At 73.5% G+C, this 22,155-nt stretch carries 24 protein-coding genes; 11 read left to right on the top strand and 13 right to left on the bottom strand.

What is annotated here, in order from left to right; genetic code table 11:
• Positions 1–6 precede the first annotated feature (6 nt).
• From ACZ6ZI_RS00600 to ACZ6ZI_RS00615, 4 genes are all read right to left on the bottom strand, one after another.
• Positions 7–327, bottom strand: coding sequence for a chorismate mutase (locus ACZ6ZI_RS00600; protein WP_469513970.1), 321 nt, complete (start codon positions 325–327; stop codon positions 7–9).
• Positions 328–400: 73 nt separating this feature from the next.
• Entirely contained in the window at positions 401–1,549 is a 1,149-nt protein-coding gene (locus ACZ6ZI_RS00605; RefSeq protein WP_469513973.1) for a sensor histidine kinase, read from the bottom strand.
• Positions 1,550–1,844: 295 nt separating this feature from the next.
• Positions 1,845–2,498 (bottom strand): response regulator transcription factor, encoded by a 654-nt coding sequence (locus ACZ6ZI_RS00610; RefSeq protein WP_363055782.1) that lies wholly within the window; start codon positions 2,496–2,498, stop codon positions 1,845–1,847.
• A gap of 256 nt (positions 2,499–2,754) precedes the next feature.
• Positions 2,755–3,537 (bottom strand): S1 family peptidase, encoded by a 783-nt coding sequence (locus tag ACZ6ZI_RS00615; RefSeq protein WP_469515740.1) that lies wholly within the window; start codon positions 3,535–3,537, stop codon positions 2,755–2,757.
• Between the two features lie 125 nt (positions 3,538–3,662).
• Between ACZ6ZI_RS00615 and ACZ6ZI_RS00620 the strand changes: the two genes are divergently transcribed.
• Together ACZ6ZI_RS00620 and ACZ6ZI_RS00625 are read left to right on the top strand one after the other, a co-directional pair.
• The gene (locus tag ACZ6ZI_RS00620; RefSeq protein ID WP_469513977.1) at positions 3,663–4,538 is read left to right on the top strand and encodes a hypothetical protein; all 876 of its coding nucleotides are present in this window, start codon (positions 3,663–3,665) and stop codon (positions 4,536–4,538) included.
• Positions 4,539–4,685: 147 nt separating this feature from the next.
• Positions 4,686–5,390, top strand: coding sequence for an HAD family acid phosphatase (locus ACZ6ZI_RS00625; RefSeq protein WP_469513978.1), 705 nt, complete (start codon positions 4,686–4,688; stop codon positions 5,388–5,390).
• Positions 5,391–5,576: 186 nt separating this feature from the next.
• On the opposite strand, the gene ACZ6ZI_RS00630 is transcribed toward ACZ6ZI_RS00625, so the two are convergent.
• On the bottom strand, positions 5,577–6,263 hold the full coding sequence (locus tag ACZ6ZI_RS00630) for a DUF4360 domain-containing protein (RefSeq protein WP_469513981.1): 687 nt from the start codon (positions 6,261–6,263) through the stop codon (positions 5,577–5,579).
• Positions 6,264–6,312: 49 nt separating this feature from the next.
• The gene (locus ACZ6ZI_RS00635) at positions 6,313–6,960 is read right to left on the bottom strand and encodes a DUF4360 domain-containing protein (protein WP_469513984.1); all 648 of its coding nucleotides are present in this window, start codon (positions 6,958–6,960) and stop codon (positions 6,313–6,315) included.
• 359 nt (positions 6,961–7,319) lie between these two features.
• Between ACZ6ZI_RS00635 and ACZ6ZI_RS00640 the strand changes: the two genes are divergently transcribed.
• A complete protein-coding gene (locus ACZ6ZI_RS00640) occupies positions 7,320–8,060 on the top strand; it encodes a hypothetical protein (RefSeq protein WP_469513987.1) in 741 nt (246 codons plus the stop codon).
• Positions 8,057–8,428, top strand: coding sequence for a peptidase inhibitor family I36 protein (locus ACZ6ZI_RS00645; RefSeq protein ID WP_469513990.1), 372 nt, complete (start codon positions 8,057–8,059; stop codon positions 8,426–8,428). Before ACZ6ZI_RS00640 ends, ACZ6ZI_RS00645 begins: the two co-directional genes overlap by 4 nt.
• Before the next feature lie 62 nt (positions 8,429–8,490).
• On the opposite strand, the gene ACZ6ZI_RS00650 is transcribed toward ACZ6ZI_RS00645, so the two are convergent.
• Complete coding sequence (locus ACZ6ZI_RS00650) at positions 8,491–9,462, bottom strand: SDR family oxidoreductase (RefSeq protein WP_469513992.1); 972 nt, start codon at positions 9,460–9,462, stop codon at positions 8,491–8,493.
• A gap of 1 nt (position 9,463) precedes the next feature.
• Positions 9,464–10,228, bottom strand: a complete 765-nt coding sequence (locus ACZ6ZI_RS00655; protein WP_469513995.1) for an SDR family oxidoreductase — start codon at positions 10,226–10,228, stop codon at positions 9,464–9,466.
• Between the two features lie 56 nt (positions 10,229–10,284).
• On the opposite strand from ACZ6ZI_RS00655, the gene ACZ6ZI_RS00660 reads away from it, so the two are divergent.
• From ACZ6ZI_RS00660 to ACZ6ZI_RS00680, 5 genes are all read left to right on the top strand, one after another.
• A complete protein-coding gene (locus ACZ6ZI_RS00660; RefSeq protein WP_469513998.1) occupies positions 10,285–11,034 on the top strand; it encodes an enoyl-CoA hydratase family protein in 750 nt (249 codons plus the stop codon).
• A complete protein-coding gene (locus ACZ6ZI_RS00665; RefSeq protein WP_469514000.1) occupies positions 11,031–11,885 on the top strand; it encodes a CoA transferase subunit A in 855 nt (284 codons plus the stop codon). Before ACZ6ZI_RS00660 ends, ACZ6ZI_RS00665 begins: the two co-directional genes overlap by 4 nt.
• Positions 11,882–12,619 carry a CoA-transferase subunit beta gene (locus tag ACZ6ZI_RS00670; protein WP_469514001.1) on the top strand — a complete coding sequence of 246 codons (738 nt, stop codon included), beginning with the start codon at positions 11,882–11,884 and terminating at the stop codon, positions 12,617–12,619. The genes ACZ6ZI_RS00665 and ACZ6ZI_RS00670 overlap by 4 nt, the downstream gene beginning before the upstream one ends.
• Positions 12,620–12,693: 74 nt before the next feature.
• Positions 12,694–13,731 carry an NAD(P)H-dependent flavin oxidoreductase gene (locus tag ACZ6ZI_RS00675; protein WP_469515743.1) on the top strand — a complete coding sequence of 346 codons (1,038 nt, stop codon included), beginning with the start codon at positions 12,694–12,696 and terminating at the stop codon, positions 13,729–13,731.
• A gap of 30 nt (positions 13,732–13,761) precedes the next feature.
• The gene (locus ACZ6ZI_RS00680; RefSeq protein WP_469514004.1) at positions 13,762–14,685 is read left to right on the top strand and encodes a tyrosine-protein phosphatase; all 924 of its coding nucleotides are present in this window, start codon (positions 13,762–13,764) and stop codon (positions 14,683–14,685) included.
• 107 nt (positions 14,686–14,792) lie between these two features.
• Here the strand turns inward: ACZ6ZI_RS00680 and ACZ6ZI_RS00685 are convergent, their stop codons facing one another.
• The 5 genes from ACZ6ZI_RS00685 to ACZ6ZI_RS00705 form a co-directional block, all read right to left on the bottom strand.
• On the bottom strand, positions 14,793–16,472 hold the full coding sequence (locus tag ACZ6ZI_RS00685) for a DEAD/DEAH box helicase (RefSeq protein WP_469514007.1): 1,680 nt from the start codon (positions 16,470–16,472) through the stop codon (positions 14,793–14,795).
• A gap of 103 nt (positions 16,473–16,575) precedes the next feature.
• A complete protein-coding gene (locus ACZ6ZI_RS00690) occupies positions 16,576–16,779 on the bottom strand; it encodes a cold-shock protein (RefSeq protein ID WP_007263537.1) in 204 nt (67 codons plus the stop codon).
• Between the two features lie 209 nt (positions 16,780–16,988).
• Positions 16,989–18,146 (bottom strand): acetyl-CoA C-acetyltransferase, encoded by a 1,158-nt coding sequence (locus tag ACZ6ZI_RS00695; protein ID WP_469514010.1) that lies wholly within the window; start codon positions 18,144–18,146, stop codon positions 16,989–16,991.
• Positions 18,147–18,186: 40 nt separating this feature from the next.
• Positions 18,187–18,801 (bottom strand): TetR/AcrR family transcriptional regulator, encoded by a 615-nt coding sequence (locus ACZ6ZI_RS00700; RefSeq protein ID WP_469514013.1) that lies wholly within the window; start codon positions 18,799–18,801, stop codon positions 18,187–18,189.
• 15 nt (positions 18,802–18,816) lie between these two features.
• On the bottom strand, positions 18,817–19,599 hold the full coding sequence (locus ACZ6ZI_RS00705) for an SDR family oxidoreductase (protein ID WP_469514017.1): 783 nt from the start codon (positions 19,597–19,599) through the stop codon (positions 18,817–18,819).
• An 85-nt stretch (positions 19,600–19,684) separates the two neighbouring features.
• Between ACZ6ZI_RS00705 and ACZ6ZI_RS00710 the strand changes: the two genes are divergently transcribed.
• Both ACZ6ZI_RS00710 and ACZ6ZI_RS00715 read left to right on the top strand, forming a co-directional pair.
• A complete protein-coding gene (locus ACZ6ZI_RS00710) occupies positions 19,685–20,848 on the top strand; it encodes an acyl-CoA dehydrogenase family protein (RefSeq protein WP_469514020.1) in 1,164 nt (387 codons plus the stop codon).
• Positions 20,848–21,873 carry an acyl-CoA dehydrogenase family protein gene (locus tag ACZ6ZI_RS00715; protein WP_469514022.1) on the top strand — a complete coding sequence of 342 codons (1,026 nt, stop codon included), beginning with the start codon at positions 20,848–20,850 and terminating at the stop codon, positions 21,871–21,873. Before ACZ6ZI_RS00710 ends, ACZ6ZI_RS00715 begins: the two co-directional genes overlap by 1 nt.
• Positions 21,874–22,155: the final 282 nt, after the last annotated feature.

Raw genomic sequence — 22,155 nt, forward strand, 5'->3', positions numbered from 1 at the left:
GCGGGTCTACTCCTCGCCGGCGGCGATGGTCTCGTGGTGGCGGATGACCTCGGCGATGATGAAGTTGAGGAGCTTCTCGGCGAAGGCCGGGTCGAGCTTGGCGCTCTCGGCGAGCCGGCGCAGGCGGTCGATCTGGCTGGCCTCGCGGGCGGGGTCGGCCGGCGGGAGCTCGTGGTCGGCCTTGAGGTAGCCGACCTGCTGGGTGCACTTGAAGCGCTCGGCGAGCATGTAGACCACGGCGGCGTCGATGTTGTCGATGCTGTCGCGCAGGCGGGACAGTTCGGCGGTGACGGACTCGTCGATGCGGTCGGTGTCGCTGTTGTTCATGGTTCTTGAGCTTACGTGGCCGCTGGGCGGGTCCGGCGGCTCGGTCGGTCCGTGAGACGGCCGGCCGGCCGGTTCACAGCGGCAGGGTGGCGGTGACGAGCCAGCCGCCCTGGGGGGTGGGGCCGGCGGTGAGGGAGCCGCCGAGGGCCTCGGCGCGTTCGGTCATGCCGGCGAGGCCGTAGCCGCCGCCGCGGGCCTTCTCGGAGAGTTTGGCGGGGCGTCCTCCGTCGTCGGCGATGCGGATTTCGAGGCCGGTGGGGACGGTGCGCAGGCCGACGCGGACGGTGGTGGCGCCGGCGGCGTGCTTGGCGATGTTGGTGAGGGCTTCGAGGACGATGCGGTGGGCGGTGGCGGCGACATCGCCGGGGAGTCGGGTGTCGAGTCCCTCCTCGACGTGGAGGACGACGGGCGGGCCGGTGGCGGAGAACCGTTCGGTGAGGCGGCGGATGTCGGCGAGGCCGGCGACGGGGGTGCGGGCGTCGGTGGTGCCGTCGTCCTCGCGGAGGATCTTGACGAGGCGGCGCATGGAACCGAGGGCTTCGTCGCCGGCGGTTTCGATCCGGCCGAAGATCTCGGCGGCGTGTTCGGCGGAGACGCGGGTGAAGCGGGCGGCGCGGGCCTCGACGACGATGCCGGTGACGTGGTGGGCGACGAGGTCGTGGAGTTCGCGGGCGAGTTCGAGGCGTTCGGCGGTGCGGACGGCGCGCAGGTCGCGGACGCGTTGGACGGCCTGGAGGCGCAGGAGCAGGGAGTAGGCGCCGACGACGACGGCGAGGACGGAGAAGAGGAGGGTGAAGCGTCCGGGGTCGGTGTCGCGGACGGGGACGGCCATGCAGCCGAGGCCGAGGAGGGGGCCGAGGACGGCGGCGGTGCGGGCGGGGGCGCGCAGGAGGATCTGGGAGAGCAGGACGAGGAGGGCGATGGCCTCGCCGCCGCCCCAGACGACGATGGGGTGGTTGCCGAAGATGAGCAGGAGGGTGACGGTCCAGGTGGTGGCCGCGGCGAACCAGGCGCGGGGGACGAGGGGGACGCGGGGCCAGGGTGCGGCGGCGAGGCAGACGAGGATGCCCGAGATCCAGACGGCGGCGTGCGGGGCGCTGGGTTGGCGGGCGAGGACGACGCCCTCGAAGGTGACGAGGGCGAGGAGGATCAGGGAGAGCAGGAGCCGGATCCGGTCGGCGGCGCGGGGGTGCCGGCGCGCCCAGCCGGCGAGGGGGCTCACGCCCCCGCCCGACGCGGGGCGCGGGCGCGGAGGCCGGCCGGGCGCGGGCGCGCCGGGCGAAGGGCCGGGCGGCGGAGGGCGGGGTGGCGGAGGGCCGAGCGGCGGAGGGCCGTGCAGGGGGCCTGGCGGGGAACCGGGCAGGGGGCCTGGCGGTGCGTTGCCGTACGTCGGGCCCTGCGGGGGCGCGCCGCAGACGGCGCCGGGCCGCCCGGCGTACGGGACGCGACACCGCCCCGGGCCGTGGCGGGTACCGCCGTGCGTGGCGCCGGACCGGGCGGGACCGTACCGCTCGGGATCATGAGGCGGTGGCCAGGCCGCTTTCCCAGGCCCAGGCGGCGATCTCGACGCGGTTGCGGGCGTCCAGCTTGACCTGGACGTTCGCCAGGTGGGTTTTGACGGTGGACAGCGATACGAAGAGTTCGCCGGCGATCTCGGCGTTGGTCAGTCCGCGCGCGAGGCACAGGACGACGTCGCGTTCGCGTTCGGTGAGGGGTTCGGCGGGGCGGCGGGCGGCCTGGCCGGCGGGCAGGCGGGGGGCCATCTCGCGCAGCAGTCGTACGGTGATGGCGGGCGAGACGAGGGAGTCCCCGACGGCGGCGGCGCGGACGGCCTCGACCAGCATGGCCGGGCTCGCGTCCTTCAGGAGGAAGCCGGAGGCTCCGCCGTGGAGCGCCGCGTGGACGTACTCGTCGAGGTCGAAGGTGGTGACGATGACGATGCGCGGCTTGTCCCGGCCGCCGAGGCGGCGGGTGACTTCGAGGCCGTCGAGGCGGGGCATGCGGATGTCGAGGAGGAGGACGTCCGGTCGGTGTGCGTCGACGGCGGCCAGTGCGGCCTCCCCGTCGACGACGTCGGCGACGACCTCCATGTCGGATTGGCTTTCGAGGATCATCCGGAAGCCGGTTCTGACCATCTCCTGGTCGTCGGCGATGACCACTTTGATCGTCATGCGCTGCCTGCCCCACTGTCGCCCGCTGCCGCCGATGGATCCTTCCCATGGGACCCGCGCGTGCGCCGGCCCGCAACCGCTCGGGGGGCTGTCGGGAGGGGGTGGCGGGGCGGGGCGGGCGCTGCTTCGGCCCCGTCACAGCGTCTTCCACGGTAGGTACGGGCGGGCGGGCGCGCCTCGCCCTTCCGGCCGGTTCGCGGCCGGCCGGAAGGACGAGGGCGTGGGGCCGTGCGGGGGTGGGGCGGGGCGGGGTCGGCTACAGGCCGGCGGCCGCGTTGCGGATGTCGTTGGCGAAGGTGGAGACCTCGGTGTAGACGCCGGGGTATCCGGCGCGGGCGCAGCCTTCGCCCCAGCTGACGATGCCGACCTGGATCCAGGCGTTGTTGTTGTCGCGGCGGAACATGGGGCCGCCGGAGTCGCCCTGGCAGGTGTCGACGCCGCCCTGGTTGTAGCCGGCGCAGATCTCCTCGCCGGGGACGAGGGAGCTTCCGTAGGCGGTCTTGCAGGCGGCGTCGGAGACGAAGGGGACGGTGGCCTTCATGAGGTAGCGCTGCTGGCCGCCGCCCTCGCGGGTGGCGCCCCAGCCGGCGACGGCGAAGTTGCCGTTGTCGTAGGCCTTGGTGTCGGCGATCTTGAGGGTGGGGAGGTTGATGGGCTTGGCGAGCTTGATCAGCGCCCAGTCCTTGCCCTGGCCGTTGTAGCCGGGGGCCTGGAGGACCTTGGTGGACTTGACCTTGATGGCGCTGGAGCTCTGGAGGTCGACGACTCCGGCGGTGGCGGTGATGGAGGTGTTGTTGCCGGAGCCGTTCACACAGTGGGCGGCGGTGAGCACGATCTGCTGGGTGTAGAGGGCGCCTCCGCAGCCCATGGAGAGGCGGACCATGAACGGGTACTCGCCCTGGGCGGCGCGGGTGCCGCCGACGACGGGGGCGGGGGCGGCGCCGGCGTTGGCGGGCTGGAGGCTGACGGCCGCGAGGGCGACGGCGCCGACGGCGAGGGAGCGCTTGAGGATGCTCGGCAAGGTGGCCACGGTCAACACACTGCCTTTCGTGGGGGGTTGGGCTGTGCGCGCTGTCATCGGGTGAATGACGAGTCCATGACACATCCGCCATGCGACGGACAACAAGAACGCGTTTTCGGACAATTTCCGGCCCGGGGGACGCCATGACGCAAAGCCGGGGGCGCGGCAGCCCCGTGGAGCACGGATTTCCGCGCCTGGACACGGTCCGCCAGGCGATCACCGCCGTCTTCCGCCGCCTGTCCGCCGAGGGGGTGCGCGCCTACGACGTGGGCCTCTCCCCCGCCGACGCGGCGTTCGGACCGGACGAGGACCTGCACCTCGGGGCGCAGCGGGTGGCCTCCGCCGTGGTGCGTTCGCTGCGGTTGCCCGAGGCCCGCGTGGTGGTCGCGTTCAAGCCGATGCGGGACGCGGCCGTCGTCGAACCGGGCCCGGGGCCGGTGTACTTCGTCGAGGTGAACGACCGCTTCCGCGTCCACCGCGGGGACCTGGCCGCCGTCCTGGCCCACGAGGTCACCCACGTCCTGCCGCACCGGCTGGAGTCGACCTTCCCGACGACCGCCGCGAACGAGGTCCTCACCGACACCGCCGCCACCCTCCTCGGACCCGGCCTGCCGCTCCTCGACGCCTACCGCGAGGACGCGCTCACCCACCAGCGGCTCGGCCACCTCACCCCCGAGGAGTTCGGCTTCGTCCTCGCCAAGCGCGCCGCCTACCTCGACGAGGACCCCTCCCCCCGGTTCACCGGCCCGCACGCCTACGAGGCCTGGCGGCACGGTCGCGCGCACGCCGCCCGGGACCTGCGCCGCGCCCCGCCGGCCGCCGCCTGCGCCCGGGAGCGCCTGCGCTACGCCCGGCGCCTGCGCGCGGGGGCGGCGGAGTTCGACCGGGGCCCCGACGGCCGGGGGCGGGTGACGTTCCCCTGCCCGGTGTGCGGCCAGGGGCTGCGGGTGCCGGTGCGCGCGGGGGCGCTGCGGGCGCGGTGCGGACTGTGTCGGACGGTGCTGGAGTGCGTCACCTGAACCCCCGGGGCGCGATCGGGGGGCGGCCGGGTGCCGCCATTCATCGCGCGGCCACGAAAAGTTTCCTACCGACCAGTAGACATGTGTTCGACACTCCCCGAATCTGATCGCGTACATGCCAACGCGCGACCGAGGAGCGTCCCCCACATGCGCATCACCCGCCGCACCAACGCCACCACCCGCCGCACCACGGCCCTTTCGCTCGCCGTGGCCGCCACCACCGCCCTGGCCCTGCTGCCCGCCGGCGCCGCCGCGGCGGCCCCCGCCGCCGCCCCCGCCGCCCTCTCGTCGACCGCGGCCGCCACCGGCTCCGCCACCGCCTCCGCGCCCGGCGGGAACGCCAAGATCCTCGGCATCGACTACGCCACGTGGCAGCGCGACGTGGCCTCCGTCGTCGACGCCGCCCGCCCGGCCATCGAGCAGCGGATCGCGGACGCCCGACCCGGTGAGAAGCAGGCCATCGTCCTCGACATCGACAACACCTCGCTGGAGACGGACTTCCACTGGTTCTGGGTCCAGCCGACCCCCGCGATCGCCAAGGTCCGCGACCTGACCCGGCACGCGCAGGAACGCGGAGTGGCGATCTTCTTCGTCACCGCCCGCCCCGGCATCGTCTACTCGCTGACCGAGCGGAACCTGAAGTCCGTCGGCTACCCGGTCTCCGGTCTCTACGTGCGCGACCTGCCCGACCTCTTCGACGAGGTCAGCGCGTACAAGACGGGCAAGCGCGCCGAGATCGAGTCCCGCGGCTACACGATCATCGCCAACATCGGCAACAAGGAGAGCGACCTCGTCGGCGGGCACGCCGAGCGCACCGTCAAGCTCCCGGACTACGGCGGCAAGCTGTCCTGAATCGTTCGGCCGTACGACTTCCGGGAGCCGTGCGTGGTTCAACGCCCGCGTCCGGCGGGTAGTCATACCACATCGCACGAGTGAGACCGCGGGCCCGACCCCTCGCCAGGGGGCCGGGCCCGCGGTCTCTTTCCGGGCCCGACCGGGGCGGCCGGGCGCGGGCCGCCACCGTTCGGACCCGGAGCGTCAGCCCCTGGGCGTGGGGCAGGTCTGCCAGGCCAGGTGGTAGAGGGTGCTGACACTGGCGTCGGTGGAGTCCATGGCCATGAAGCTGGTGGCCGTGGGCGGGGAGGTGCCCGCGTTCACCCGCAGTTCGGTGTTGATGTTGAAGTTGCGCTTCTCCCCGCAGGGCGCCCACACGAGGTCGGCGTACTCGGTCCTGTCGGTCGCCTGCCAGTTGTCGTCGAGCGGACCGTTGAAGGTGTGGGTGCGCTGGGAGGTCTGCGGCATCCCCTGGAAGTAGTAGTTCGCCCGCTCCTGCCCCCAGGCTCCGCGCTGGAGGAAGGCGAAGCCGCGGTAGTCGGCCTGCACGATCGCGTAGGTGAACCCCGAGGGGACGTGGACGCGCAGGTTGAGCTGGCAGTTCTTGCGGAAGGCCGTGGCCGGGGCACCGGGGCCGACCTGCGCGAGGTACTCGCTGTAGGTGACGGTGAAGGCGGTGTTGTCGGGCGCGACGGCGACCTCGGCGGTGCCCTCGCGGCAGCCGGAGCCGTTGACGGTGGCGAGTTCGATCACGATCTTGTCGGGCGGGGCCGTGATCGGCCCGCCGGAGCCGGAGCCGGTGCCCGCGGCGGCTCCGGCCGGCGAGGACGCGGCGATCAGGGCGGCTACCGCACCTCCGACGAGGAGGGTACGGGGCAGGGAATGAGACATCGTTGTCACTCCTGGCCGTGAGTCGGGAATCCGGAACGCGCGCGCCGCGTCAGGAGGCGGCGGGACATCGCTTCCACTCGAAGTGGTAGACGGTGCTGACGCTGCCGTCCGTCGAGTCCATGCTCATGAAGCTCAGGGCCTGCGGGTTCGAACTGCCGGTGTAGACGCGCAGTTCGGTGTTGACGTTGAGGTTGCGGTCCTCGCCGCACGGCGCCCAGACGAGGTCGGCGTACGCCGTCCAGTCGCTCGCCTGCCAGCTGTCGGAGTGCGGTCCGCTGAACTGGTGGGTGCTGCGGGCGGTCTGCGCGTTGCCCTGGAAGTAGTAGTTGGCGCGCTCCTGGCCGTAGGCCCCACGCTGGAGGTGGGCGAAGCCGCGGTAGTCGGCGCGCGCGATGGCGTAGGTGAACCCCTGGGGTACGTGGATGCGCAGGCCGAGCTGGCAGTTCTTGCGGAACTCGGTGCCGCCGGAACCGCCGCCCGCCTGGGCAAGGTAGTTGCTGTACGTGACGGTGAACGCGGTGTTGTCGGAGGCCGCGGCGACGTCGGCGGTGCCCTGGGGGCACCCCGAGCCGTTGACGGTGACCACGTCGACGGTGACGACGCCGGGTGGTGGGGTGGCGTCGCCGGCCCGGGCGGGTGCCGCCACGGCCGTCAGGGCGACGACCGCCGCCGCGATGCCGAATCTGCGCAGGCGCATGTCCGTTTCTCCGTTCGAGGGGAGCGATCGATGCGGAATGGCGTGGACATGCCACCACGCCGGCGGGGGCCCGGTAACGACGCGATACGGCCAACGGACCGGCCCCCGAACCCCCTGGCCGGATCCCGCGGAAGGGCGGACGCGCGTCGACGGGCGCCCATCAGCCCGCTCCCCCGCCCCGCCCGACGGGGCGAACCGCGACGCCCCGGACGGAGGATGACCAGAACCCCGCGCACGCGACCCGAGTCAGCCCGGTAACACCCGGTTTCACCGTTTCGGGTGGTATGGCGCACTCCTGTGCCGGGGAGGGTGACCGTGACCGAACACGCCCCCCACCACCAGGAATCCCCGATCCCCGCATGCGCTTCCGTACGCGAGTCACCGCACTGCCCCTCGCGGCCGCGTCGGCCCTGACCTGCTGGCTGCTGGCCGGCTGCGCCGACGCCGCGCGACCGACCGCCGCCCCGCACGGCGCGGCCGACCGCTCCGCGCACTCCGAGCACTCCGAGCACTCCGCCGGGCCGGATCGCAGCGGTCGCCAGGATCCACCCGGTGCCGGTGGTGCCGCCGGTACCGGTGGTTCCCGTACCGCCGGTGAGGCCGGCGCGGGCGGGAAGCCGGACCCGGCGGACGAGGTGGTCAAGGCCGCCACCCGGCACCTCACCGACGCCTGTCTCACCCGCCGGGGCCTGACCCCGCCCCGTCCCGGACCCCCGCCCCGTCCCGGGCCGGCCGCGGGGGCGGCCGACGAGCGTGAGCAACGGCGCGTCAGCGAGGCCCTGTTCGGTACGGGACCGGCCGAACTGTCCATCTCCCTGCCGACGGGCCACGTCGTACGCGCCCACACCGACGGCTGCCTGGCCGCCGCCCAGCGCCGCCTCTACGGCGACCAGGGCCGCTGGTTCCGCACCTCGGTGGTCGTCAACAACCTCGGCCCCGAGGCCGCGCACACCCACAGCGACCTCGAACGGGTCCGTGCGCGCCACCGCGCCGAGATCGCCGAGTGGCGGCGCCTGCGCGCCCGCGCCCTCTCCGAAGCCACCGCCCTGCTCGACCGAGCGCACCGATCGCACCACCCGATGGGAGAACCACCCGCATGAAGCGACTGACCACCGCTCTCGCCGCCGCCCTGTTCGGCGCCGGCACCGTCCTGGCCGGCTCGGCGGTCGCCGAGGCGGCCGACTGCCGCACCGGCTACTTCTGCGTCTGGACGGACGCCAACTTCGAGGGCCTGAAGATCGAGCAGAGCGGGGACGACCGCTGGTGGGAGGGGAACATCTCCAACTACGACTCCTCGTGGGCCAATCACGGCACCTCCGGCCCCGGCGTCCCCGACCACGTCAAGGTGTACGACGGCCGGGGTCTGATCGGGGCCGTCACCATCTGCCTGGCCCCCGGGCAGGAGGTCGGCCACAACGCGAACGCCAACGACCGCGGCAGCTCCCACACCTGGTCCGTGGGCTGCTGAGGCCCACCCCTCGGGCCCCCGCCCGCCGCACCCCGCCCGCCGCACCCCGCGCGCGGGGCGTCTCAGCGCGCCCCGTAGACCGGCAGCGGTCGATCGGACCGCGCGAGGAGCCCGGCCGCGGCCTCGCCCGCCTCGGCCGGGGTCCATCGGGCACCCCGGTCGGCGGTGGGGCCCGGCCGCCAGCCCTCCATGACGGTGATGCGACCGCCCTCGGCCTCGAAGACCCGGCCGGTGACCCCCGCCGAGGCGTCGGAGCCCAGCCACACCACCAGCGGGGAGACGTTCTCCGGGGCCATGGCGTCGAAGGCTCCGTCGGCCGGGGCCGCCATCGACGCGGCGAAGGTCTCCTGCGTCATGCGGGTCCGGGCCGCCGGGGCGACGGCGTTGACCTGCACCCCGTAGGGGCCCATCTCGGCGGCCGCGACCGCGGTCAGCCCGAGGATGCCGGCCTTGGCCGCGCTGTAGTTGCCCTGCCCGACCGAGCCGAGCAGTCCGGCGCCCGACGAGGTGTTGACCACCCGGGCCGCCACCCGCCGACCGGCCTTCGACTCGGCCCGCCACCAGGCCGCCGCGTACTTCAGCGGCAGGAAGTGGCCCTTGAGGTGGACGCGCATGACGGCGTCCCAGTCGTCCTCGTCGAGGTTGACCAGCATCCGGTCGCGCAGGAAGCCGGCGTTGTTGACGAGGGTGTCCAGCCGGCCGAACGCGGACAGGGCGTGGTCCACCAGCGAGGCGGCGCCCGCGGCCGTCGCGACGTCCCCGCCGTGCGCCACGGCCCGCCCGCCCGCCGCCCGGATCTCCTCGACCACGAGCGCGGCCGGACCGTCGACCTCCGGGCGCCCGTCGAGGCCCACGCCGAGGTCGTTGACGACGACCCGCGCGCCCTGCGCGGCGAACGCCAACGCGTGGGCCCGGCCCAGCCCCCGCCCGGCGCCCGTCACGACGACGACCCGCCCCTCGGCGAGGCCGCCCCCGTCCGCACCCGCCGCCGTAGCCGCACCCGCCGCCACACCCGTACCCGCCGCGTGTTCCATCTCAGGCCTCCTTGTTGACCGTCGCCGCATCCAAAAACGCCGGGCGCTCGCCGCCCCCGTGGACGAGCAGGCTCGCCCCGCTCACGTAGGCCGCCCGGTCGGAGGCCAGGAAGACCGCCGCCCCGCCCACGTCCGAGGGCTCGGCCAGCCGTCCCAGCGGGACGGTGCCGGCGACCGCCGCCACCCCGGCCTCGTCCCCGTAGTGCAGGTACGCCGATTCGGTGCGCACCATGCCCGGCACGAGCGTGTTCACCCGGACCTCCGGGGCCCACTCGACCGCCATCGAGCGGGCCAGGTTCTCCAGTCCCGCCTTCGCCGCCCCGTAGGCGGCGGTGCCGGGCGAGGGGCGGGTTCCGCTGACGCTGCCGATCATGACCACCGAGCCGCGCACCGCCCGCAGGTGGGGGTACGCGGCCAGCGCGGCGGTCATGGGGGCCAGCAGGTTCAGTTCGACGATCCGGGCGTGCCGGCGGCCCTCGCCCTCGGCCAGCAGCCCGTACGGGGTGCCGCCCGCGTTGTTGACCAGGCAGTCGAGGCGTCCCAGGCGTGCGACGACGTCCGCGAAGAACGCGTCGACCGCGTCCGGGTCGCGCAGGTCGACGGCCGTGAACTCGGCCTCCCGGCCGGCGGCGGCGACCGGCTCGGCTCCCGGGCGGCGGGCGCAGACGACCACGTGCGCGCCCGCCGCGAGGAACGAGCGGGCGATCCCGGCCCCCACGCCCCGGGTTCCACCGGTGACGACGACAACCCTCCCGTTGAGCTCCATCGGCTGCTACCTTCCTCACCTAACAAATGTTTGGTGGAAAGGTAGCTGATCCTCTCATGGGTGTCTCCACCTCCCGCCCGGACAAGGGCATCGCACGCGTCACCGTCGATTTCCCGCCCGTCAACGCCCTTCCCGTGCGGGGCTGGTACGAACTGGCCGACGCCCTGCGCGCCGCCGGCCGCGACCCCGAGGTCCGCTGCGTGGTGCTCGACGCCGAGGGCCGCGGCTTCAACGCCGGGGTCGACATCAAGGAGATGCAGCGCGACGCCGGCCACGAGGCCCTGATCGGCGCCAACCACGGCTGCGCCGAGGCCTTCGCGGCCGTCTACGACTGCGCGGTCCCCGTCGTCGCCGCCGTGAACGGCTTCTGCCTGGGCGGCGGGATCGGCCTGGCCGGCAACGCCGACGCGATCGTCGCCTCCGACGACGCCGTCTTCGGCCTGCCCGAACTGGACCGCGGCGCCCTCGGCGCGGCCACCCACCTGTCCCGGCTGGTCCCCCCGCACCTGATGCGCGTCCTCTACTACACCTCCCGCACCGTCGACGCCGCCGAACTGCACGCGCACGGCTCCGTGTGGAAGGTGGTCCCGCGCGCGGAACTGGAGGCGGCCGCCCTGGAGCTCGCCGCCGAGATCGCCCGCAAGGACGGCCGGCTGATCCGCATGGCCAAGGCCGCCATCAACGGCATCGACCCCGTCGACGTACGCCGCTCCTACCGCTTCGAACAGGGCTTCACCTTCGAGGCCAACCTCAGCGGAATCGCCGACCGGGTCCGCGACACCTTCGGCAAGGAGACGCGCCCGTGACCGACAAGACCATGACCCCCGACGAGGTCGTCGCACGGCTGCGCAGCGGCATGACCCTCGGCATCGGCGGCTGGGGCTCCCGGCGCAAGCCGATGGCCCTGGTCAGAGCGCTGCTCCGGTCCGAGATCACCGATCTGACCGTGATCGCGTACGGCGGCCCCGACGTCGGGCTCCTCGCCGCCGCCGGCCGGATCCGCCGGCTCGTGGCCCCCTTCGCCACCCTCGACTCCATCCCCCTGGAGCCCCACTTCCGGGCCGCCCGCGAGAACGGCTCCCTGGCGCTGACCGAGTACGACGAGGCCATGTTCATGTGGGGCCTGCACGCCGCCGCGAACCGGCTGCCGTTCCTGCCCGTCCGGGCGGGCCTGGGCTCCGACGTGATGCGCGTCAACCCCGAACTGCGCACCGTCACCTCCCCCTACGCCGACGGCGAGGAGTTCGTCGCCGTCCCCGCCCTGCGCATGGACGCGGCCCTGGTCCACCTCAACCGCGCCGACCGGCTGGGCAACGGCCAGTACCTCGGCCCGGACCCGTACTTCGACGACCTGTTCTGCGAGGCCGCCGACACCGCCTACGTCTCCTGCGAGCAGCTCGTCGAGACCGCCGAACTCGCCAAGGCCGGCCCCCCGCAGTCCCTCCTGGTCAGCCGCCACTCGGTCACCGGGGTGGTGGAGACCCCCCACGGCGCGCACTTCACCTCCTGCGCCCCCGACTACGGCCGCGACGAGGCCTTCCAGAAGCTCTACGCGACCACCCCCTGGGCCGAGTTCGCCGCCCGCTTCCTCTCCGGCGGCAGCGAACACGCCTACCAGCGCGCCGTCCGGACCTGGCACGAGGAGCAGCAGCCGTGAGCACAGCGACCGCCATCACCCGCGCCGAGTACTGCGTGATCGCCTGCGCGGAGGCCTGGCGCGACAACGGCGAGGTCCTCGCCAGTCCGATGGGTCCGATCCCCTCCTTCGGGGCCCGGCTCGCCAAGCGGACCTTCTCCCCCGACCTGCTGCTCACCGACGGCGAGGCCCTCATCGTCGGGCTGGACGGCACGGTCGAGGGCTGGCTGCCCTACCGGCGGCACCTGACGATGGTCACCGGGGGGCGGCGCCACGTGATGATGGGCGCCTCCCAGATCGACCGGTACGGAAACCAGAACATCTCCTGCGTCGGCGACTGGGAGCGGCCCGCCCGCCAGCTCCTGGGCGTGCGCGGCGCCCCCGTCAACACGCTGAACAATCCGGTGAGCTACTGGATCCCGCGGCATTCGCGGCGGGTGTTCGTGGAGCGCGTCGACATGGTCAGCGGGGTGGGTCACGACCGGGCCGAGGCGGCCGGGGTGACCCGCTTCCACCGCCTGCCGCGCGTGGTCAGCGACCTGGGGGTCTTCGACTTCGGCGGCCCGGGCCGCACGATGCGCCTGGCCTCCCTGCACCCGGGGGTCACCCTCGAGCGGGTGCGGGAGGAGACCGGCTTCGAACTGTCCGTCCCCGAGGAGGTGCCCGCCACCCGCGAGCCGTCGGCGGTGGAGCTGCGGCTGATCCGCGAGGTCATCGACCCCGAGGGCCTGCGCGAACGCGAAGTGCGGGGCTGAGGGGCGTGGACGCGGTGTGGGAGACGGCGTTCACGCGGCTGACCGGGGTCCGTCATCCGATCGTGCAGACGGGCATGGGCTGGGTGGCCGGCCCCCGCCTGGTGTCGGCCGCGGCGAACGCGGGGGCGCTGGGCGTCCTGGCCTCGGCGACGATGGGCCTCGACGAGCTGCGGGCGGCGGTGCGCGAGGTCCGTTCCCGTACGGACGCCCCGTTCGGGGTGAACCTGCGGGCGGACGCCGGGGACGCGGCCGACCGGGTGCGGCTGATCATCGAGGAGGAGGTGCGGGTCGCCTCGTTCGCCCTGGCGCCGTCGCGGGAGCTGATCGCGCGCCTGAAGGACGCGGGCGTCGTCGTGATCCCCTCCGTGGGGGCGCGTCGGCACGCCGAGAAGGTCGCGGCCTGGGGCGCCGACGCGGTGATCGTGCAGGGCGGCGAGGGCGGCGGGCACACCGGGGAGGTGGCCACGAGCGTGCTGCTGCCGCAGGTGGTCGACGCCGTCGACATCCCGGTGGTGGCCGCGGGCGGCTTCCACGACGGCCGGGGCCTGGTCGCGGCCCTGGCGTACGGGGCCGCGGGCATCGCCATGGGCACCCGCTTCCTGCTGACCCGCGACTCGACCGTCCCGGACGCCGTCAAGGCCGAGTACCTGAAGGCCACGGTCAAGGACGTCACCGTCACCACGGCCGTCGACGGCCTGCCGCACCGGATGCTGCGCACCGAGCTGGTCGAGGCGCTGGAGCGGTCGGGCCGGGCCCGGGCGCTCGCGCGGGCCGTGCGGCACGCGGCCGCCTTCAGGCGGCTTTCGGGGCTGTCCTGGTCGCGGATGGTGCGCGACGGCCTCGCGATGAGACACGGCAAGGACCTGTCCTGGAGCCAGGTCCTGCTGGCCGCGAACACCCCCATGCTCCTGAAGGCGTCCATGGTCGAGGGCCGTACGGACCTCGGCGTCATGGCATCGGGCCAGGTCGCGGGGGTGATCGAGGATCTGCCGTCCTGCGCGGAACTCGTCGACCGCGTCATGGCCGAGGCGTTCACCGTGCTCGACCGTCTGCACGCCCCGCACCCGTCGGACGACCGGCATCCGCTCGGCACCCTGCCACCACCAGGGTGATCCCCCTTCTCCGTCACAGGAGTCGCCCCCATGAGCCGTGCCCGAACCCGCCTGGCGATCGCGGCGGCCGCCGCCGCCCTCCTCGCCGGGATCCTGCCCGCCGCCGGTGCCCACGCGGCGCCGGCTCCCGCGGCCGCCCCCGTCGCCCACCCGTGGGCGGGGACGATCCGTCAGATCCCCCTCCAGGGTGCCGTCAACGTCCGTGACATCGGCGGCTACCGCACCTACTCCGGCGACCGGGTCCGCGAGGGCCTGGTCTACCGCTCGGACGCGCTGTCGAAGTTGACCGCGGCGGACATCACCACCGTCTCCGGTCTCGGCCTCAGGAAGGTCGTCGACTTCCGCATCCCGATGGAGCTCCAGTACGACGGCGCCGACCGGCTGCCCCCGGGGCTCACCCCCACCTCCCGCTCGATCAGCGACCTCGGCCTGTACGGGACCCTGGTCGGCGCGATCTCCAGCGGCGATCCCGTCAAGCAGGAGCAGATGCTCGGGGGCGGGCGCGCCGAGGCGTACATGCGCGACATCTACCGCACGTTCGTGACCGATCCCGCGAACCGGGCGCAGTTCGCGACGACCCTGCGGGAGGTGGCCGACGGTCGGCAGGGTCCGCTGCTGTACCACTGCACGTCGGGCAAGGACCGTACGGGCTGGATGAGTTACGTCCTGCTGCGGGCGCTGGGCGTGCCGCAGTCGAGCGCCGAGGGCGACTACCTCGCCTCGAACACCTTCCGGGGGGCGTACGACGCCCAGGTGCGGGCGGGTCTCAAGCAGTCGGGGCGGATGCAGAACCCGGACCTGCTGATCCCGCTCCAGGAGGTCCGGCAGGACTACCTGGACGCGGCGACGCAGCGCATGGAGGCGGACTACGGCGGCTTCTACGGCTACCTGACCGACGGACTCGGCCTGGACCTGCGGACGTTGGCGAAGCTCCAGGAGAAGATGGTCCGCTAGCCGGCCCGACGGCGTCGATCCGGTCGCCGGGTCCCCGAACGGCGAAGGGCCGGGCCGCGCGTGACGCGCGACCCGGCCCTTCCCTTCACGTTGTGCGCCCCGAGGGGTCAGACCGCCCTGCGGCGGCCCTGGCCGCCCGAGCCGACCCGGCTGCGCGCCGAGGCCGCGGCGGCGCCGCCCCCGGTGGCACCGCCGGTGGTGCGCCGGCCCTGGCCCGCGGAGCCGGCGGCGGAACCGCCCTGGCCGCCCTGGCCGCGACGGGCCTGGCCCTGGGAGCCCGCGCCCTGACCGGAGCCGCCGGCGGCGGAACCGGAGCGGCGGGAGCGACCGCCGCCCGCCGGGGCGGAGCCCGTGGCGGAGCCGGTACGGGGACCACCGGAGCGGCGGCGCGAGGAACCGGAACCGGAACCGGAGCGCGGCTTCGGCGGGGTGGCCTGCGGCACCTCCAGCACCACGGGGATGCCCGAGGGCTCCTTGGCGCCGGTGAGGCGGGCCAGTTCCTCGTCGGAGGACTTGATCTGCGCGGTGCGCGGGGTGATCCCGGCATCCGACATCAGACGGGTCATGTCCCGCTTCTGGTCGGGCAGCACCAGGGTGACCACGCTGCCGGACTCGCCGGCACGGGCGGTACGGCCGCCGCGGTGCAGGTAGTCCTTGTGGTCGGTGGGCGGGTCGATGTTGACGACGAGGTCGAGGTCGTCGATGTGGATGCCGCGCGCGGCAACGTTCGTGGCGATCAGCGCGGTCACCTCGCCCGTCTTGAACCAGTCCAGGGTGCGGTTGCGCTGCGGCTGCGAGCGTCCGCCGTGCAGGCCGGAGGCGCGCACGCCGTCGGCGAGGAGCTTCTTGACCAGGCGGTCGACCCCGCGCTTGGTGTCCACGAACATGATCACCCGGCCGTCGCGGGCGGCTATGCGCGTGGCGACGGCCTTCTTGTCGGTCTCGTCCATGACGTACAGGACGTGGTGCTCCATCGTGCTGACCGCGCCGGCGGACGGGTCGACGGAGAAGGCGACCGGGTCGGTGAGGAACATCTTGACGAGCTTGTCGATGTTCTTGTCGAGGGTCGCCGAGAAGAGCATGGTCTGGCCGCCCGGCGCGACCTGCTTGAGCAGCGCGGTGACCTGCGGCATGAAGCCCATGTCGGTCATCTGGTCGGCCTCGTCGAGGACGGTGATGGCGACCTGCGAGAGGTCCGCGTCACCGCGGTCGATGAGGTCCTTGAGGCGGCCGGGGGTGGCGACGAGCACCTCGGCGCCGCGGCGCAGCGCGCCCGACTGCCGGTTGATGGACATGCCGCCGACGACGGTGGCGATGCGCAGGTTGACGGCCGTGGCGTACGGGGCCAGGGAGTCGGTGACCTGCTGCGCGAGCTCACGGGTCGGTACGAGGACCATCGCGAGCGGCGCCTTGGGCTGCGCGCGCAGGCCGGCGGTGCGGGCGAGCAGCGCCAGGCCGAAGGCCAGCGTCTTGCCGGAGCCGGTGCGGCCGCGGCCGAGGAGGTCACGGCCGGCGAGGGAGTTCGGCAGCGTGGCGGCCTGGATGGGGAAGGGTGCGGTCACGCCCTGGTCGGCGAGGGTCTTCAGCAGCGCCTCGGGCATGTCCATGTCCTCGAACGCGGCCACCGGCGGGAGGGCCGGGGTCAGCGGTTCGGGCATGGTGAATTCTTGGGGCCGGGCAACGGGGGCGGACTTCTGCCGTCCCGCGCCAGCCTTCGGACGCCCCTGGGCCGCACCTCGACCCCGGGTGGGGCGGCGGCTGGGTCGTGCGGAGCTGGAGCTGGTCATGCGGAAAAAGCCCTCCTGAAACCGGCAAGTGCGAACTACGGTCGAGACAGCAGACAAGCCGGGGCCCGCACCTCGCGGTGCGGACCCCGGCATGCTGAAGAAATTAGGCGGGGAGGATGTTCTCCGCCTGGGGGCCCTTCTGGCCCTGGGTGACGTCGAAGGTCACGCGCTGACCCTCGGTCAGCTCACGGAAGCCCTGGGTGGCGATGTTCGAGTAGTGGGCGAAGACGTCCGGGCCGCCACCGTCCTGCTCGATGAAGCCGAAGCCCTTTTCCGAGTTGAACCACTTCACGGTACCGTTAGCCATTTGAATCTCCTGAATAGGCGGCAAGGGCCCCATCCGGAGATTCCGGTAAAAACAATTAAAGCGCCTGTCGGAGCATTCCCGTCAGGCGCACATAAAGTTCATGGGTACCACAACTGCAACGCTCCAAAGCTAGCACACCTCTGCCCGGCGGCGCTGCCCTCGATCCACGACCGTGTCACGGGCCCGGGTCGAGGGCGGCGCCGGCGGGGTCAGAGCCGCTCGATGATCGTGACGTTGGCCTGGCCGCCGCCCTCGCACATGGTCTGGAGGCCGTAGCGGCCCCCGGTGCGTTCCAGCTCGTGCAGGAGGGTGGTCATCAGCTTCACGCCCGTCGCGCCCAGCGGGTGGCCCAGGGCGATGGCGCCGCCGTTGACGTTCACCCGGTCCGGGTCCGCCCCGGTCTCCTTCAGCCAGGCCAGGACCACCGGGGCGAAGGCCTCGTTGATCTCGACCAGGTCGATGTCGGACAGGGTCAGCCCGGTCTTCTTCAGGGCGTGGGCGGTGGCGGGGATCGGCGCCGACAGCATGCGGATCGGGTCCTCGCCGCGCACCGACAGGTGGTGGATCCGGGCGCGCGGGGTCAGCCCGTGCTCGGCGACGGCCCGCTCGGAGGCCAGCAGCATCGCCGCGGCCCCGTCCGAGACCTGGGAGGAGACGGCCGCCGTGATGGTGCCGCCCTCGACGACCGGCCTCAGGGCGGCCATCTTCTCCAGGGTGGTGTCCCGGCGGGGCCCCTCGTCGAGGCGGACGTCCCCGTAGGCGACGGTCTCGCGGTCGAAGCGGCCCTCGTCGAGGGCGCGCGCGGCCCGCCGGTGGGACCGCAGCGCGAAGCGCTCCATGTCCTCGCGGGAGATGCCCCACTTCTCGGCGATGAGCTGCGCGCCGTGGAACTGGTTGACGGGGGCGTCGCCGTACCGGGCCCGCCAGCCCGTCGAGCCGGCGTAGGGGCCCTCGGTGAGGCCGAGGGGTTCGGCGGCCTGGCGGGAGGCGAAGGCGATCGGGATCATCGACATGTTCTGGGTGCCGCCCGCGACGACCAGGTCCTGGGTGCCGGAGAGGACGCCCTGCGCCGCGAAGTGCACGGCCTGCTGGGAGGAGCCGCACTGGCGGTCCACGGTCACTCCCGGGACCTCCTCGGGCAGGCCCGCCGCCAGCCAGGCGGTGCGCGCGATGTCCCCGGCCTGCGGCCCGACGGTGTCGAGGCAGCCGAAGACCACGTCCTCGACGGCGGCCGGATCGATGCCGGTGCGCTCCACCAGCGCCTTCAGTACGTGCGCTCCCAGGTCGGCGGGGTGGACGGCGGACAGGCCGCCCCCGCGCCGCCCCACGGGGGTGCGCACCGCGTCGACTATGTAGGCCTCGGGCATCGGGACTCCACTCCTTCGCTGGTCAGGTGGCGCGTACGGCTCAGGTGGCGCGTACGGCGATCCCGTCCAGGACCATCGACAGGTACTGGCGGGCGATCTCCTCGGGGCTGTGGTGTCCGCCGGGCCGGTACCAGGACGCCGCGACCCACACCGTGTCGCGCACGAAGCGGTAGGTCAGTCGGATGTCGAGGTCGGCGCGGAAGACCTGGGCGGCGACGCCCCGCTCCAGGGTCCCGAGCCAGGCCTTCTCGAACTTCTGCTGCGAGTCGGAGAGGTAGTGGAAACGGGGCTGGGAGGAGAGGGTGCGCGCCTCCTTCTGGTAGATCGCGACGGCGGCGCGGTGCCGGTCGATCTCCCGGAAGGATTCGGTGACGAGGGCCTCGATGGTCTCCCGGGGGCCGAGGCCGGCGGCGAGGACGGTGTCGTACCCCGCCCACAGCTCGTTCAGGAACGCCGAGAGGATCTCGTCGAGCATCGATTCCTTGGAATCGAAGTGGTAGTAGAGGCTGCCGGCGAGCATGCCGGCGGCGTCGGCGATCTTGCGGACGGTGGTGGCGTCGTAGCCCTGGGCGGCGAAGACCTCGGCGGCGGTGTCGAGGAGTTCCCGCCGGCGCTCGGGGGCCGCGGTCACCTGCGGCTTCTTGTTCGTTGGCACGCGCCCATTGTGGTCCTAGGCGCGTTGGCTGCTGACCGAGACGGTCTCGCCCGTCATGTACGACGAGTAGCCCGAGGCGAGGAAGACGATCACGTTGGCGACCTCCCAGGGCTCGGCGTGACGGCCGAAGGCCTCGCGGGCGGTGAGCTCGGCGAGGAGTTCCTCGCCGGCGACCTTCGCCAGGTGCGGGTGCATGGCCAGGCTGGGGGCGACCGCGTTGACGCGTACGCCGAACTCGGCGGCCTCCAGCGCCGCGCAGCGGGTCAGGGCCATGACCCCGGCCTTGGCGGCGGCGTAGTGGGCCTGGCCGGTCTGGGCGCGCCAGCCGACGACGGAGGCGTTGTTGACGAGGACCCCGCCGCTCCCCGAGGCCTTGAGCGAGCGGAGCGCGGCGCGGGTGCAGCGAAAGGTGCCGCCCAGGGTGACGTCGAGGACGCGTCCCCACTGTTCGTCGGTCATGTCGACGAGGTCGGCGGTGCCGCCGAGGCCGGCGTTGTTGACGACGACGTCGAGGCGGCCGTGGAGTTCCTCGGCGCGGGAGAACAGGGCCCGCACCTGGTCCTCGTCGGTGACGTCGCAGGGCAGGGAGGCGACGCGGTCGGCGCCGAACCTCTCGGCGAGCGCGGCCTCGGTCTCCTTGAGGCGGCGGGCGTGGGAGTCGCCGATCAGGACGCGGGCGCCCTCCTCCAGGAAGCGGCGTGCGGTGGCCCCGCCGATGCCGGCGCCGGCGGCGGCGGTGATGACGGCGGTGCGGTCCTCCAGCAGGCGGTGGCCGGCCACGGGGCGGGGCTCGTTCATACGCACTCCTCGACGCTGCTCGTGGGCGTACGTTAACCTACCAAACACTTGTTAGGGAAGCGTCACGGAAGAGGCGGGACCGCTCATGGACCTCACCCACTCCCCGCAGGTCGAGGCCTTCCGGGCCGAGGCGCGCGACTGGCTCCGCACCCACGTCCCCACCGACCCCCTCCCCTCCCTGGAGACCCGCGAGGGCTTCGCCGCACACCGGGAATGGGAGGCACGCCTGCACGCCGACCGCTGGTCGGTGGTCTCCTGGCCGACGGAGTACGGCGGCCGGGGCGCGGACCTCGAACGGTGGCTCGTCTTCGAGGAGGAGTACTGGCGGGCGGGAGCGCCCGGCCGGGTCTCCCAGAACGGCATCAACCTCCTCGCCCCCACCCTCTTCGACCACGCCACCGCCGAACAACGGGCCCGCGTCCTGCCCCCCATGGCCGGCGGCGACGTCGTCTGGGCCCAGGCCTGGTCCGAACCCGAAGCCGGCTCCGACCTCGCCTCGCTGCGCTCGCGCGCACGGCGCACCGACGGCGGCTGGCTGCTGACCGGCCAGAAGACCTGGTCCTCCCGCGCCGCCTTCGCCGACCGCGCCTTCGGGATCTTCCGCACCGACCCCGACGCACCCAAACCCCACCAGGGCCTGACCTACCTGATGTTCGACCTGCGCGCGCCCGGGGTGACCGTACGACCCATCGGCCGCCTCGACGGCAAGCCCGCCTTCGCCGAACTCTTCCTCGACCGCGTCTTCGTCCCCGACGAGGACGTCATCGGCGAGCCCGGCCAGGGCTGGCGGATCGCGATGTCGACCACCGGCAACGAACGCGGCCTCACCCTGCGCTCCCCCGGACGCTTCCTCGCCGCCGCCGAACGCCTCGTACGACTGTGGCGGGCCCAGGGCGACCCCTGCGACTCCCGCGACACCCGCGACACCGCGACCGGCGCCGGCGTCGCCGACGCGATGATCGGCGCCCGCGCCTACCAACTGTTCACCTGGGCCAACGCCTCCCGCTTCGCGGCCGGCGAGACCATCGGCGCCGAATCCAGCCTGAACAAGGTGTTCTGGTCCCGGTACGACATCGCCCTGCACGAGACGGCCCTCGACCTGCTGGGCCCCGACGCCGAACTCGCGGACGGCCCGTGGGCCGAACCCTGGCTGTTCTCCCTCGCCGGACCGATCTACGCCGGCACCAACGAGATCCAGCGCGACATCATCGCCGAGCGCCTGCTCGGCCTCCCGAAGGGCCGCCGCTGATGCGCTTCCTGCCGACCCCCGAACAGACGGACTTCACCCGCGCCCTGCGCTCCCTGCTGGCCGCTGCCGAGGTCCCGACGACGGTACGGGCCTGGGTCGCCGGCGACCACGCCCCCGGACGCGCCCTGTGGGCCCGGCTCGCCGACACCGGCCTGTGGGCCCTCGCCGTACCCGAGGACGGACCGTACGGGGAACTCGGCGGGCTGGGCCCGCTGCCGGTGGAGGCGGCCCTCGGCTTCGTGGAACTGGGGCGGGCCGGGTTCGCGGGGCCGGCGGTGGAGACCGCCGCCGCCTGCGTCCTGCTCGCGGGACTCGACACCGGCTGCGCCAAGCGGTACCTGCCCGCCCTGGTGGCCGGGGAGGCGTCCGCGACGCTGACCCTGCCGGGCGGATCCCCCTACGCCCTCGACGCGGACGCGGCGACGTACCGCTTCACGGTGTCGGCCCGGGGGGAACTGCGCCTCGCGGACGGGGCCGGCACCCCGCTGGCCTCCCTCGACCCGGCCCGACGCCTGTCGACCCTCGACCCCGGGAACGGGGAACTCCTCGCGGCGGGACCGGACGTCACGCGGGCGGCGGAGACGGCCCTGTGCTGGGCGCGGCTGCTGACGGCGGCGCAGTGCCTGGGCGTGGGCGAGGCCCTGCTCGCCCGGACGGTGGAGTACACGAAGCAGCGCACCCAGTTCGGCACCCCGATCGGCGCCTTCCAGGCGGTCAAGCACCGCCTGGCGGACACCCTGCTGGCCCTGGAGTTCGCGCGGCCCCTGCTGTGGGCGGCGGCCCTGTCGCCGCGCCCGGGCGAGGTGGCCGCGGCGAAGCTCACCGCCGGCGAGGCGGCGTACGCGGCCGCGCTGACGGCCCTGCAACTGCACGGCGCGGTCGGCTACACGGAGGAACTCGACCTGTCCCTCTGGCTGCGCAAGGCCCGCCCCCTGCGCGACGCGTGGGGCACCCCGACCGCATGCCGGGCGGAGGTCCTACGGTCGGGGGTGGGGGGCGGTGTCTCCTGGGGCGGGGTCGGGTGAGTGTCGGGGGTTTCCCGCCAGTCCACTGTCCTTCCGTGCCGGGTCGGTCCCTCAAGGGCGCTCACTTCGTTCGCGTCGCTTCGCGATGGCCTTCGGCCACCCTTGACCGACCGCCCCGTCCCGGAACGCCAAAGACTGTCGGGAACCCCCCGAAGGAACGGGAGGGGGGATCCTTGGACATGCGGGCCGCCCGAAGATCAGACGGCCGTGACTCCGATGCCCCCAACGCCCCAGATCGCTACGCGCTCCTCGCATTTCGGCGTCTGCGGGCCGCCATGGGCC

It is taken from the genome of Streptomyces sp. NPDC103540 (genome assembly GCF_055584445.1).